General features: G+C 44.0%; 15 protein-coding genes and 2 pseudogenes. 5 read left to right on the top strand and 12 right to left on the bottom strand.

Going from position 1 to position 13554, the window contains the following annotated elements:
* Positions 1-82: 82 nt before the first annotated feature.
* Together ACTNBR_RS13415 and dinB are read right to left on the bottom strand one after the other, a co-directional pair.
* Complete coding sequence (locus ACTNBR_RS13415; protein WP_026650126.1) at positions 83-322, bottom strand: hypothetical protein; 240 nt, start codon at positions 320-322, stop codon at positions 83-85.
* Between the two features lie 20 nt (positions 323-342).
* On the bottom strand, positions 343-1587 hold the full coding sequence (gene dinB / locus ACTNBR_RS13420) for a DNA polymerase IV (protein WP_044924451.1): 1245 nt from the start codon (positions 1585-1587) through the stop codon (positions 343-345).
* Between the two features lie 194 nt (positions 1588-1781).
* Between dinB and ACTNBR_RS13425 the strand changes: the two genes are divergently transcribed.
* From ACTNBR_RS13425 to ACTNBR_RS13435, 3 genes are all read left to right on the top strand, one after another.
* On the top strand, positions 1782-2234 hold the full coding sequence (locus tag ACTNBR_RS13425; protein WP_026650128.1) for a helix-turn-helix domain-containing protein: 453 nt from the start codon (positions 1782-1784) through the stop codon (positions 2232-2234).
* 77 nt (positions 2235-2311) lie between these two features.
* Positions 2312-2866: an ImmA/IrrE family metallo-endopeptidase gene (locus ACTNBR_RS13430; protein ID WP_026650129.1), complete on the top strand. Its 555-nt coding sequence runs from the start codon at positions 2312-2314 to the stop codon at positions 2864-2866.
* A 33-nt stretch (positions 2867-2899) separates the two neighbouring features.
* On the top strand, positions 2900-3193 hold the full coding sequence (locus ACTNBR_RS13435; RefSeq protein WP_026650130.1) for a hypothetical protein: 294 nt from the start codon (positions 2900-2902) through the stop codon (positions 3191-3193).
* A 72-nt stretch (positions 3194-3265) separates the two neighbouring features.
* Here the strand turns inward: ACTNBR_RS13435 and ACTNBR_RS13440 are convergent, their stop codons facing one another.
* Entirely contained in the window at positions 3266-4021 is a 756-nt protein-coding gene (locus ACTNBR_RS13440) for an 8-oxo-dGTP diphosphatase (RefSeq protein WP_049946956.1), read from the bottom strand.
* A 282-nt stretch (positions 4022-4303) separates the two neighbouring features.
* Between ACTNBR_RS13440 and ACTNBR_RS13445 the strand changes: the two genes are divergently transcribed.
* Together ACTNBR_RS13445 and ACTNBR_RS13450 are read left to right on the top strand one after the other, a co-directional pair.
* Positions 4304-4627: a MobC family plasmid mobilization relaxosome protein gene (locus ACTNBR_RS13445; RefSeq protein ID WP_026650133.1), complete on the top strand. Its 324-nt coding sequence runs from the start codon at positions 4304-4306 to the stop codon at positions 4625-4627.
* The gene (locus ACTNBR_RS13450) at positions 4594-5952 is read left to right on the top strand and encodes a relaxase/mobilization nuclease domain-containing protein (RefSeq protein WP_026650134.1); all 1359 of its coding nucleotides are present in this window, start codon (positions 4594-4596) and stop codon (positions 5950-5952) included. The genes ACTNBR_RS13445 and ACTNBR_RS13450 overlap by 34 nt, the downstream gene beginning before the upstream one ends.
* Positions 5953-6018: 66 nt before the next feature.
* Here ACTNBR_RS13450 and ACTNBR_RS13455 read toward each other — a convergent pair whose 3' ends face one another.
* The 9 genes and pseudogenes from ACTNBR_RS13455 to ACTNBR_RS13495 form a co-directional block, all read right to left on the bottom strand.
* Positions 6019-6765 carry an SIMPL domain-containing protein gene (locus tag ACTNBR_RS13455; protein ID WP_441018695.1) on the bottom strand — a complete coding sequence of 249 codons (747 nt, stop codon included), beginning with the start codon at positions 6763-6765 and terminating at the stop codon, positions 6019-6021.
* A gap of 1 nt (position 6766) precedes the next feature.
* A complete protein-coding gene (locus ACTNBR_RS13460; protein ID WP_001820670.1) occupies positions 6767-8623 on the bottom strand; it encodes a recombinase family protein in 1857 nt (618 codons plus the stop codon).
* Positions 8624-8677: 54 nt separating this feature from the next.
* Positions 8678-8869 (bottom strand): hypothetical protein, encoded by a 192-nt coding sequence (locus ACTNBR_RS13465; RefSeq protein ID WP_001820669.1) that lies wholly within the window; start codon positions 8867-8869, stop codon positions 8678-8680.
* Positions 8870-8940: 71 nt separating this feature from the next.
* Positions 8941-9171 (bottom strand): YdbC family protein, encoded by a 231-nt coding sequence (locus tag ACTNBR_RS13470; RefSeq protein WP_001206986.1) that lies wholly within the window; start codon positions 9169-9171, stop codon positions 8941-8943.
* Between the two features lie 45 nt (positions 9172-9216).
* The gene (locus ACTNBR_RS13475; protein ID WP_000743700.1) at positions 9217-10071 is read right to left on the bottom strand and encodes a ParB/RepB/Spo0J family partition protein; all 855 of its coding nucleotides are present in this window, start codon (positions 10069-10071) and stop codon (positions 9217-9219) included.
* 8 nt (positions 10072-10079) lie between these two features.
* Positions 10080-11045: a MobV family relaxase gene (gene mobV, locus ACTNBR_RS13480; protein WP_001820668.1), complete on the bottom strand. Its 966-nt coding sequence runs from the start codon at positions 11043-11045 to the stop codon at positions 10080-10082.
* Between the two features lie 524 nt (positions 11046-11569).
* Complete coding sequence (locus tag ACTNBR_RS13485) at positions 11570-12595, bottom strand: AAA family ATPase (RefSeq protein WP_441018697.1); 1026 nt, start codon at positions 12593-12595, stop codon at positions 11570-11572.
* A 154-nt stretch (positions 12596-12749) separates the two neighbouring features.
* Positions 12750-13224: pseudogene (locus tag ACTNBR_RS13490) on the bottom strand (RNA polymerase sigma factor).
* An 83-nt stretch (positions 13225-13307) separates the two neighbouring features.
* Positions 13308-13554 (bottom strand): annotated as a pseudogene (locus ACTNBR_RS13495) (sigma-70 family RNA polymerase sigma factor); the annotation flags it as partial.

The raw sequence follows: 13554 nt of genomic DNA on the forward strand, positions 1-13554 counted from the left end.
GTATCCCCGACTGCTGATGTTCTCATCGAATATCTATCTCTCCAAAGGGGGCCCTGATTCAGGGCTCCCTTTTAGGACGCCGTTATTTACGTTCCATAAACCATTTATAATTTTCTTCATAAGTCAGATGACAGATTTTTCCACCCACCTGACAGGTATAACGATATCCGGTTCCGCCAGCTTTTCGGCTGGCACAACGCTCCGGTTTTGAAACCTTATCAATCGCATACTTACGTCCATCTTCCCAGACAAACGCTGTAGGGATCAATTCTCCTTCCCGGCTGAATACTGCCAGGACATCTACATACACTTTAGCTGTCATTACAAAACACCTGCTCTCTCCTATCCATGAAAATATGCCTGTGGATGAACCGTATGTTCCTTAGCATTCAGCTGTGCCAGTATCTTATCCTGATACATAAATGCTCTCTGAATACTCTGATAGCCAAACCTTCCACGGATCTCATCTACCACCTGGTCCATCTTTTTGATTTTTTCTCTCTTCGTTTCATCCATAAATAAATCAAGCTGATACGGCATCTCTTCTGATACCAGATCACATCCTCGAACACCAAGACTACGAATTGGATGTTCCCAATTATAGTTTTTCTGGAATAACTCAAATGCAGTTCTGGCAATTTCTTCTGTAAGATTACTTGCCCTGTCCAACTTGCACTGTCTCGTGAAATGATACAATCCATTATCCCGAATCGAGATTTCTACTGTCCTGCATTGAAAACCATTTTCACGAAGCCTGGCTCCTACACTTTCTGAAAGAGCCATCAAAATAATCTTCACGTCCAATTCACTAACAAGATCTCTTGGCGTTGTTGTACTGTTCCCGATAGACTTGATCGGTACTTTATATCCTTCTACCAAAACTGGAGTTTCATCCCATCCATTTGCAAAGGTATGAAGTACCAATCCCATCTTTCCAAGATATGTTTCTAATATAGAAGGTTCTGCTCCTGCCAGATCTCCGATTGTACAAATGCCAAGTTTCTTCATCGTCCGTTCAGTGCTTCTTCCGACCATGAGTAAATCACCTACTGGAAGTTTCCATGCAATATCCTTGTAATTGTCTTTGGAAAACTCTGTAATGGCATCCGGCTTTTTATAATCAGAACCGAGCTTTGCAAATATCTTATTCCAGGAAACACCAATACTTACGGTAACCCCCAGTTCATATTTAATCCGACTGCTGATCTCTTTTGCAATCTTCATTCCGTCTCCCTTGATAGAAGTACTGGCGGTCACATCCAGCCAGCTTTCATCAATCCCAAATGGTTCTCTCTGATCTGTGTATTCACTGTAAATCTCCTGTGCCATTCTGGAAAACCTCAAATAAAGATCCATGCGAGGCGGTACAAAGATTATTTCTGGGCAAACCTGTCTTGCCTGCCACAATGCCATGCCTGTTTTTACTCCGGCTCGCTTCGCAATATAGTTTGCAGTCAGCACAATTCCATGTCTTGCTTCCGGATCACCACCGACTGCCATCGGCTTCCCGGCAAGTTCTGGATGATGCAGCATCTCAACACTTGCGTAAAAGCAATTCATATCTGAATGAAGAATTGTCCTGCTCATAACATTCACCTACCAGTCTTAAAAATCATAATAAAAGTTCTTTGCTTCATATTGACTTTGTGAAGTTTATAGATTATAATTTCTACTAACTTCACGAACATTTGTTTGTAATTTATACGTGATAATGAACTCTGTCAATAGTTTTTATAAAGTTGATGAAGTTACGATTTCAAAAACTTGGAAAGGATCCCACTATGAATTTTTCAGACAAGATTAAATATCAACGAGAACAAAATCATCTGACACAAAAAGAACTTGCAGAACTGGTCGGCGTATCCCAGCGTGCGATCGCAGCTTATGAAAGTTCCGGCACCATCGCACGAATCTCTACTATGAGAAAGCTCGCTCATGCATTGAATGTCTCTTACGATTATTTGAAACATGATGAGATCACAGATCCTTCTTACGGAATTGAAAAAATGGATTATATTGATGAAGTCAATGGACAGCTTGGTGAAAAAGGAGCCAGGGACATCAATGAGATTCTCGAAGCCAACCGTGCTCTTTTTGCTGGTGGCGAACTCGACGAAGAAGCAAAAGATGCTTTCTATCAGGCTGTAACCAAAGCATATCTTTCCTGTAAGATGGAAGCCAAAAAGACATTTGGACGGAAAAAGAAAAACACTGAAATGGAAAGTGATTCATAGGTGTCCGTATTTTCGTACAGCACTTTTGCTACTCTATACTTGCAGCAAACTATCTTATGAAATATCGAGGTGTTTTTATGAGTTCAAAATGTATAAGAGACACTGTTAATAAAGTAAAAGCAAAATATCAGGAAAGTGATCCGTACCGCCTTGCAGCCGCTATGCATATTATTGTTAAAAAGCTTCCGCTTGGAACTGATCCAAACTGTTGCAAAGGCTTCTGTATGCGGGAATGTCGAAAGACCTGCATCGTCATTAACTGCGACCTACCGGAAATCATACAGCAGATTATCCTGATCCACGAGATCGGTCACGCACTCCTTCATCAGAAACCCCTTCAGATCAAGTGTTTTCATGATTTTGAATTATTCGATGGAGTGTCACAATGTGAATATGAAGCGAATTGCTTTGCCGCTGATTATCTTCTGGAAGATGAAGATGTCCTGGAGATGCTTAACGCTGATATGTCCTTTTTCCAGGCTGCCGCAGAACTGAAAGTTCCACCGGAACTTCTTGATTTCAAATTCCGAATGATGAAACGAAGCGGCGTTCAGATTGTAGATTCTCCGATTACTTCCAACAGTGACTTTTTAAAAGATATCCCTACTTCGGGAATAATAGAAAATTACTAAATATGCTATTTTTGAAAAAGGAGATTTTTGAAAATGATCAACTTAAATAAACATAGAATAGACTTTGGAAAAGGGGATGTAGGCATTGGTGTCATCGGTAACACTACAGATTCCGCACAACTGGCATTTTATAATCAGAGTGCACGTCCCATCCATATACTCAAGAATCCAGATCAGAATCCTGGGTTCGAACCCATGGAATTTAAAGAAGAACCTTTTATCATGAGCTTCTCCAATCCTGAAAGCATTGATGCAGTTATTTCAATTTTACAACGTGCCAAATATATTAATTTCACTTCCAAAAACGAACCGCAAAAAACAGAATAGATGAATGATGTATCTTATAAAGAATGGCTGTCTTTTCTCCAATGAGCAGGCAGCCATTTCTCATGTAATTCTTTAATACAAGTCTCCCACATATCCATCTGCTTCCAGATGCATATAGCACTCGTCCACCTTCTCTGATTCCAGAATCCGCAAAACGTGTTCCATACCTGTAGCAAGTTCTTTTGTTTTTAACTCTTCCAGCGGAATCCAATAAACTCTTCCTTCCTCAGAACTCTTTAATTCTCCGGTAAACTTATCCGCTTTATACAAGGTAATAACATAGTGCACTCCGCTCTTATGCCAATGATATAATCCTCCAAGCTTCGGTGCTTCAACCGTAAGTCCTGTTTCTTCCCAGACTTCCCGAATCATAGATTTCTGAAAAATCTCATTTGCTTCTACGTGACCGCCTGGAAAAGTTGTACCGGTATAGCTATCATTTACTTTATCCAGAGCCAGTACATTCCCTTTATGATCCTGAATCATACACATATTCATAAAACAGACCTTCTCAATCTGACTCTCTTCTTTTTCATTCAGAGATTTTCTGACACGTTTGTTGATATCCGATCGTTTGGATTTATAATGCTTGAAGACCTCTCCATACGGAATCCAGATTTCTGCATCTTCAATTTTTTCATAAACAGAATCCACCACTTCTTCCAGATGTTTGTCACTCGGAAAAGTACATTTTTTCATATAATAATCTCTGGTTGCCTGAAACATCCATTCCGCAATCTTTTCTTTCTGCTTCATTTTTAACTGGGAATACTTCTTATTCGTTTGCAGTAATCTCCCATCTATCATCTTATGGTTTTTCCGTGACATCGGTTTGACCTCTTTTCTTCTTTTTCATTCAGATTTTACTATACCACAGAATCATGCTTGCGTCATACTTCTGAGCTTCGATGTCCTCTTTTTCTTCTCTCAGTACCTTATTTATAGGGGGTTCTTTTTTAAGACTCTCTTCCGGAGGCTGTGCCACCGGTAAATAGCAAGGACAGGAAGTGTATATACACTTCCGGAAAACCAGCAATTTAGGGAACCCTGCCCTAAATTAAAAACACAGAAGTCACTACTTCGAAGAACCAAAGAAAGGAGAATCTGCCTATGGCAAAGAGAAAAAGAAATATACAGATTTTGTTTTGTGTTTCCCCAGAAGAAAAAAAGCTTATTCGTAGAAAGATGATTGAATCAAAGACAAAAAATATGGGAGCTTATCTTCGTAAAATGGCAATCGACGGTTACATCGTCAACACCGATACCACTCCACTGAAGAAACAGTATGAGGAAATGCATAAGATCGGTGTGAATATTAATCAGATTGCCAAAAAAGTAAACAGCACCGGTGATCTGTATCCGGAAGAAAAGCAAGAATTAAAAGAGATGGTGAAAGAATTATGGCGTATCTTAAGATCTTCCCAATTAAAGTAACAGACAAGAAAGCTCTGGACTACATCACGAATCCAGATAAAACAGAAGAAAAACTGTTAGTTTCCAGTTTTGGCTGTTCCCCGGAAACTGCAGATCTTGAATTTTCTATGACAAGAGAAATGGCAAAAAAGAATGGAATGGACAAAGGTGATAACCTGGCATTTCATCTGATCCAGTCATTTAAACCTGGAGAAGTTGATGCCGAAACTGCCCATCGCTTAGGGCAACAATTTGCAAACGAAGTACTGAAAGGAAAATATGAATATGTGATAAGCACCCATGTTGATAAAAATCATATCCATAACCACATCATCTTTAATGCAGCAAGTTTTGTTGATCATCACAAGTATGTTTCCAATAAGCGGAGCTACCATAAAATCTGCCGGATCAGTAATCGTATCTGCCATGAAAATGGACTTGCCACCAGTATGCCAACCGGAGAAAAAGGCAAAAGTTATAAGGAGAACATGGAATATCATCGTGGCACCAGCTGGAAAGCCAAGCTACGTGTTGCAGTTGATAAAGCAATCTGGACTTCCATCAACTATGAGGAATTTTTACAAAAAATGCAGTTAGCCGGATATGAAGTCCGACAGGGAAAACACCTGTCCTTCCGTGCACCGGAACAGAAAAACTTCACTTATATGAAATCTCTTGGAAGCTATTATTCAGAAGAAAATGTCCGCATCCGTTTGGCAAAAAACCGTAACAAAATAAAAGCTCCAAGGCATCTGTCCAGAGAAGCTCGCCTGTATATCAATATCTCCACTTATGTTACGACCGGCAATCGAGAAGGATTTGAACGATGGGCAAAACTAAATAACCTGAAAGAAGCGGCACGCACCTTCAACTATCTTTCCGAAAATAACCTGCTGAATTATGAAGATTTCCAACAGCATGTTTCTGATGTTGATGCTTCTGTTAAAGCGGCTGATCAAAGAATAACGCAAATCAACAGTGAGCTGAGCACACAGAAAATCATTCAAAAACACTGTGATTCTTACCGTCTCTGCCGAAAAGTGATTGAAGATTGCAAATCTGCTAAAAATCCAAAAGCATACCGAACCAAACATCAAGCAGAATACCAACTGCACGATTCACTAAAAAAAGAGCTTCAGGATCTCGGTGTTACCAAAATCCCAAGCTCTAATAAAATCCAGAATAGGATAGAAAATCTTGAATCTGAACAAGCTGCTACTGTCCGGGAAAAACAAGAATTGCAGAAAAAGCAGAAGACACTGAATATCATTAGACAGAATTTCACAGCACTACTTAATGCTCCGGAGATGCAAATTCCCATATCAGAAAAAGAGCTAACTCTCTAAAAAGAAGGAGGTACCTACTTTAACGGTGCCTCTTGCTTTTCGTCTAATCTATTTATATCTTCCTCTTTATGCAATTTCCCATATTACAGTTGCCGTATCAGTAACATTAATATCGTCTGCCTCAATATCTATATCATATGCTCCCGGTGCACTCATTTCACATTCCGTACACTCCATTAATCTCATTTCATTCAATGGCTTTGTTACAAAATCTATCTCTCCCCAAGAATAATCAATTGCCTGTATTTCACCCAATTTCACATTTGCTGCTGTTGTAAGCACCTGTGCCTTTTGAATGGAATCCTCGATTGCTTTATGTAACAGCTCATTTTTACATTTTTCTACATCTGCCACTGTATACTCAATAGAAAACTCTGGCCTTAATGAGCTATGAGCCAAAGCGTAAAGGACTTGCCCTAATCTTTTATTATCAGCTGCAAACTCTATTTTCATATGGTGATTATACTTATAACCTTTAAATCTTCGCTTCCAGCTCTTATCTCTGTCCTGATAGCTTTCATATTCTGTATCGACATTAAAATATACTGTTTTAAGGTCTTTTCTCTGAAAACCAAGTTTCTCAAACAAATCCTTGAGAAGCCTTTCTATTTTTACACTCTGATTTTTTCCGAAACACCAGAATGGTACAAGCTCTGACTGGTCATTCTGCTTTTCCGCTTTAGCAGCTTCAAACATTTCTGTCCATATGTCTCGCTTAAATGTGATACCATCTGCCTTACCATATTTATCAGCAACATTCTGTCTTATTGCCAGACACTTAAATCTATTGATTCTGCCTTCCCTTTGTTCCAAATCAGTCGGTCATTTTTTGCGGACAGTTCATACATGCTATCCTTTTCTGTTCTCTGCTCCTGCGTTTGCTCTCGTTTGATTTCTCCCTCCGTATCTTCTTGGCACAAGCAGGACAATACCTTGATGCACCAGAGCCCGGGACATATTCAACGCCGCACACCGTACAATTTTTAGCGGGCATTGCTGCCCACCGTTTTGTAGGTATGATATGTAATTCATCGACAAAGCCGATGAATTTATAGTAAATCTTGATTTCCTGCTTCACTGTTCCGTCTGCCATCTTCTCACGCTCCGAAACAAGTATCTTGTCTATGAGTGCGTTTATAACTGTTGCATCCAGTTCTTTTAAGCCTTGATAATTTCGGATAAGGGCGAGGAAGTCACGGATTCCCCGTGATTTCTCGTAGCTTTCATTAAGAGTTTCCGTCACCTCTTTCAGCCTTGCTTCAATTTCAAGCTGCTCTTTCTGGTATTTCCCCGACATCATCTCAAAATTCCGCTCGGTAATACGCTCCATGACCTTATCCTCGTAGAGAGAGGAAAACAGCCTGTCCAGTTCCGCAAGGCGTTTGTTCAGCTTCTTACGTTCTTTCTCTAATGCTTTCGCCCTGCTCTGGTCTGTTTCCGTGAGCCGCTTTTCTATGGCCCTGACCGCCTTTTCATCATTCACTGCCATATCCGCAAAACAGTTGATGTCGGCAAGAACGGCATTGAATAAATCCCTTGCTTCTATATTGTGGGCACTACACTCGCTTCTTCCGTTTCTTGCATAATTATTACATGAATACTGTACACAGTCGATAATCTCTGGGCGTTTCCTCCTGTGTACGTTCATTGCCCGCAGAGCACATCCGCAGTCCACACACTTGATAACGCCTGCAAAAATATTTACAAATCCTCCCTTGTTCTGTGGAAGCCTACGACTTGTAATAAGCTGTTGGACAATATCAAATTCCTCCTGCGTGACTATTCCCTCATGGGTATTGGGTATCACTTCCCATTCTTCGGGCAGCTTAGAGGGGCGTTTCTTGCTTTTCATATTGGCGGCAATCCGTTTGTAGCCTACAAGATTTCCCGCATATATCGGGCTTCTTAAAATGCTCCTCACGCTGTTCCCACTCCAAATATAGCGTTTGTCCTCGTTCCCCTCAAAATGACGTTCAAAGCCTGTTTCGCCACGCTCCGCCGCATAAGCGGCAGGGCGTAGGATATGCTGTTTATTAAGATGTCTGCAAATTTTGGCAACTCCATTCCCTTTTAATGCAAGGTCGAATATCTCTTTTACAACATGTGCCACTTTATCATCTATCAGCAGATGGTTGTGGTCGGCAGGGTCTTTGATATAGCCATAAGGGGCGGTAGTTCCCATGAATTTCCCCTGTTGAAACCTCGCCCGATATGCCGATTTTATCTTAACAGATATGTCAGCGGCATACATTTCGTTTAAAATGTTGCGGAAAGGCGTGATGTCCATAGCAGATTTATTCAAGGTATCTACGCCGTCATTGACCGCTATATACCTCACGTTATGCTCTGGGAAGAAAACTTCCAGATATAACCCACAATCAAGATAGTTTCTCCCCAGACGGGATAAATCTTTCGTAATCACGCAGTTTATCAGACCGCTTTCAATGTCTTTTATCATATTCTGGAAACTTGGTCTTTGGAAATTTGTACCAGAATAACCATCGTCCACATACGTTTTTGCTATGTGCCATCCCTGCTTTTTCACATAATCCGTGAGGATGGATTTCTGTGTCGCAATGCTCGCACTCTCGTTATCCGTACCATCGTCTTTAGATAAGCGGCAATAAATGCCGACTAAATAGATTTTCTTTTCTTCTTTGATTCCTGCCATACTGTAAAACCTCCGTATCTGTCCTATCTGTTTTCATGTCCCATTGCGTACATTCTAAGCGGACAGCCCCTCATTGTCGAAGGTGTCGCCCTCGGCAATCTTCTTCCGAATATCCTCGGAGATAATCGGGACAAACGCTTCTGTAACGGTCTGTGTGCCGACATATTCACGGCTGATTATCATCTGCACTGGTGCTTTTGGCACGATACGCTTTCTCTTTTTATCTGCTTTCTTATCCTCGCCCATACTTAAATCTTCCTTTCCAGACAGGGCAGGGAAGAGTTTGGAAATGTCCCCGCCCTGCCAATCAGATACCATTAATCCTCGCTGTTTAATTCTTTCTGTAATGCTTTAAGGAGTGCCGCCGCTTCATCAGCGTTCAGCGTGATTCCCTTGCCGCACTTTTCACGGTTCGGGGAAAAGCTGCGGATGTCATACTTCGGCTCTTTCCCATTCCATGAAATGAGATTGATTTCCTTTGTGTAGCCACTGTCGCCCGTAGACAATACTGCGATTTCCTTTACGATTTCATACTGGATTTCTCTCATTCTCCATACCTCAACTCTCTGTATTTACTTCCCGAAAAAAGAAGATTAGCGGCTGTCACGGTTGCGTTTCCTCTGCAACTCACGCTCCAAAAGTTTGATGATGGTTTCCTCCATCTGCTTCGGCGTTGTGTTCTTCGGAAAGTATTTTTTCAGCTTGCTTGTGTTGATTTTCAAGGTTTCTTTCTGGTTGCCCTTTTCCTCCGTCATAATCGCAAATATCGTATCCATGTCAAGCCGCCCGCTCTGGCTTAACTGTTTCATCCGCTGTGCCTGTGAGAGTGAGGGCGTTGCTTCTTCGCTCTCCATCGTGGCAAAGAGGTTTTCCTGCTCGTCTTTCTTCAAGAAGGACAGTTCCACCGCAGGCGTGAGGGCGATTTTCCCCTCGTCCACCATCTGCAAAATCGGCGGTATCAGTTCCGTCAGGCGGATAAAACGCTGCACGGTCATCCTGCCCACGCCGAAGCCCTGTGCCACCTTGTCGTCCGTCCGCAACTTCGTCACAACTTGTGACGAGGTTAAGTCTGTGCGGAAACCCTGCCGCTTCATGGCTTCGGATTTCATCTTGTAAGCAAACGCCCGCTCCGATGGCAGGATATTCTCACGCTGCAAATTGCTGTCTACAAGGGTGATGATGGCTCGGTCACGGTCTAAGGGCAGGACAAACGCAGGCACGGTATTTATCCCTGCAAGTTCAGAAGCACGGACACGCCGCTGTCCTGCAATCACTTCATAACCGTCCCCGTCCTCTTTCGGGCGTGTGATTATCGGCGTGACAATGCCAAATTCCTTGATGCTTTCCGCTAACTCTGACAGTGTTTCATCTTCTGCCACATGAAACGGATTGTCGGGGAACGGGTACAAGTCTTTGGTCTTTAACACCTTAAAATCCTGTTTCTTCATTCACATATCTACCTTTCTTTCGCTCTGCTTCTATGATTTTTCTGCAATTCTTCCAACACTTCGGGCGGTATTTTTGACAGCAGCCGCCCCATCTGCTCGTTGGTTCTCTGCAATTCAAATATCTTCTGATTCGCTTTCTGCACCTTTAGTTCCTGCTCGTACTTTTCATCACGCATACGCCCCGCATAGTCTGATTCCTGCCCAATTCTCTCTTTCAAACTGTCGATATACGCCTGCTGTTTCCCGATTTCCTTAGAGAATTTCTCCACGTCTGGCAGCCATGCAGAGAGTAAATCTAACGCTTTATCCCTTTTCTTCCCTGCGTTAAAGGCGTTGATGTCGGATAGGGCAGACACGATTTCTTCATACTGTTTATCAAGCCTGCCGCCTAATTTATAGAGCCATGTGGGGACGTGTTTCCGCTTGGTTTCCATTGAGGACTGCCCCCGTTCAAGCTGATTCCACCGTGAGGACATCCGCTCATGGTAGGCGGTCTGCCACTCGGATAATGATTTCTGGTTGCCTAAGATAGCTTTCGCTGACAGCTTATTGTCTGGCGTAATCGGCACAAAGCAGAGGTGCATATGGGGCGTTCTCTCGTCCATATGGACGACAGCGGAGAGGATATTCTGCTTTCCAACACGCTCCGAAATGAAGTCAAGAGCCGTCTGGAAATACGCTTTTTGTTCTTCGGGCGGTAACTGGTTCATAAATTCTGGTGAAGCTGTGATGAGCGTTTCCACCATCATCACGCTGTCTTTCCTTGTCCTGCACCCCGCTTCGGCTACCATGCGGTTAATCTCTTTCTTGTAGGTGTACTTTGGTGGTGCTATGAGATGGTAATTGTTTTTAGAGCGTTCCATATCTATATCTGGGTTGCTTTTGTAGGCTTCTTTCTTCCGCTCGTTGTGGCGTTCACAAGCCGCAACGCCGCCCGCTTTTCGTTTCTGGAAACGCAGGATTGCATAAGGCATAGGCGGATTCCTCCTTTCTTTCGGCGGGTGACCGTCCTTTGGGGTGACAGCGGTGACGGTGGTGACAGCAGTTTTGGGATACCCCCTGCCGACTGCCGCAACTGTCACCCTCACCCCCTGCATGACGGTCATGTCGATGATGACGGTGTTTTTGGGATACCCCCCTCGCAAGAGCCGTCACCGTCATGCCGCCATTCTTTTATCCGAAGCCGTAAGGCGTAGGATAGCAGGGCACAGCCCTGCCTTAAGGGAGTCCAGAGGGAACGTCTGGCACACGACTTTGCAGGGCAAAGTGTAGTGTGTTACACCCTGTAAACGCAGTCGGAAAAATCGGAATGATTTTTCTGACCGCAGGGGTGGTTTTACACGACCGAAAAGGGCGAGTAAATCTCACGCCTGCATTTTGCGTTTACGGGGTGTTCTCCCGTAGGGATGACAGCGGCAGGGTATCCTAAAATCACTGTCACCACCGTCACTGCTGTCACCCGCAGGGCAGAGCCGCCAGCTTTACATGGCTTTAAGCGTCAATGATAGTAACAGGGGGGTATCCTAATATCGCTGTCACCACCATCACCGCTGTCACCCGCCCTCCTTGCAAGGGCAATCCGCCTGCCGTCTTTCCTGCGGCTGTACTGGTAGCAGATACGGTTCTCGCTTAAAAATGTGGTGCGGTATTCATTCAGCCATTTCGTAATCACCGTGGGTATGGTTTCCGTTTCCCCCATAGCGGCTAACAGTTCCGTTGCCGTGCCTATCCATTCTTCCTTATCCCTCATAAAATCCACCAACCGAAAAAGGACATCTGGTATCGTTTCTTTCGCAAGCTGCTCCTGCGTTTTCCGCTCCACAAGCTCCCAACGGCAATCACGGAAACGCAGCGTGTATTCCTGATAAGGCGTGTCCCTGCCCGTCACATACAGCTTGGCGGTGTCAGACGCACGTTTCTCCTTTTCCAGAACAAAGGTAGCGTCCGCACTCCCCGTTAATCCTGTCGTCCCAGACACCTTGTTGAACACGTCGCTGTCATTCTGCTTTCGGATGTGGTGTACGACAATGACCGCCAGAGAGTGCCTGTCGGCAAAGTCTTTGATGAGGGAGATGTCCCCATAGTCGCTTGCATAGGCATTGTCTTTTGAAGCTGTACGGACTTTCTGCAAGGTATCAATGACAATGAGCCTGCTGTCTGGGTAATCTTTCAGATAATCTTCAAGCTGCACGATAAGACCGTCTGACAGCTTGCAGCTTGCCACGGCAAAGTGGAGCCGCCCGCTTGCTTCGTCCGTCAAACGAAATAACCTGTCCTGTATGCGGCAGAACGTGTCCTCAAGGCAGAGGTAAAGCACATCGCCCTCCATTGTCGGCATATCCCATAAAGGGATTCCCTGCGACACGCATAAGCATAGCTTCAGCATGAGCCAGCTTTTGCCTATCTTCTGTGAGCCGCAGAACAGCGATAAGCCTGTCGGGATAAGGCTGTCCACCACAAAGGATGGTTTCTCAAGCGGTTCATAAAGGAGCGTTTCGGCGTTGACTGTCTGTAACTTCTGCATGGCTTTCCTCCTTTCGGGCGGTGTCTTTGTTTTCGTTGCACATAGGCGTTGACCTCCTTAAAAATAGATTTACTCCCACGGAAAAAAGTGAGAGTATGTAATGCCGCCAATCCCACACAAATAAAAAACAGATTTCTTTTTCGGGCGGTGTCGGTCACGGTTGGAGATATTTCTTCAATTTCCGCCTTTACTTTCTCCTTTGCAATCGCAACAGATTTCTGTATTGCCGAAGCGGTGCAATGCTCCATAGCGGCGATTTGGTAAAAATTGAACTCATACTCGTAGTAGAGCAGGAAACGCCGCCTTTGTATCTCTGGAAGGCTCCCAACCGCCTTATAGAGCGTTTCATTCCGTTCTTCCTCAACCATGCGTTCATCAAGGCTCTTAGGCACACGCAACGCCCGTCTGTAAAGGGTTTCGTCCCATACCTCGTTAAACTCCCTGTGCCGCTCGTCCCATTAGAAAAGATTCCTGTTCCTGCGCTCCATCTGCCGAAACTCCATAAAGAACTGTTCCGACACTTCCAACTCGTGGGATTTGCCCTGCCCGTCCTTAAAGCTGATAAAATACCTTGTGCCGCTTTCCGTGGATTCCTCCCGAAGCGTGTATGCCTTAACCCTGTATGCCATCCTGTTGTCCTCCTGCAAAAAATGAGTGAGGGGATTTCCATCCCTCACCCAGTAGCCCGCAGGATGGCAGGCTGTTTTAGAAGCTATAAAATTTTCCGCAGCTTCTTCCGCAGATGGTCTAACCTCGCATAGATGGCACCAGTCGTCAAATGCACAAGCGGGGCAATCTCCTTTGTGGAATACCCCTGCATTTTCAGCAGGACGATTTTCAAGGTACGCCCGTCCACCGTGACTAATACTTGATAGAGATTTTCGCTCTCAATCTCTTCCAGTAACTCCGCAACCGTACCCACTTCCGCCTGCCGCTCCCTGCCTGCCATGTCCTCAAGA

Source organism: Bariatricus sp. HCP28S3_F11 (genome assembly GCF_052065395.1).
Classification (GTDB): Bacteria; Bacillota; Clostridia; order Lachnospirales; family Lachnospiraceae; genus Allocoprococcus.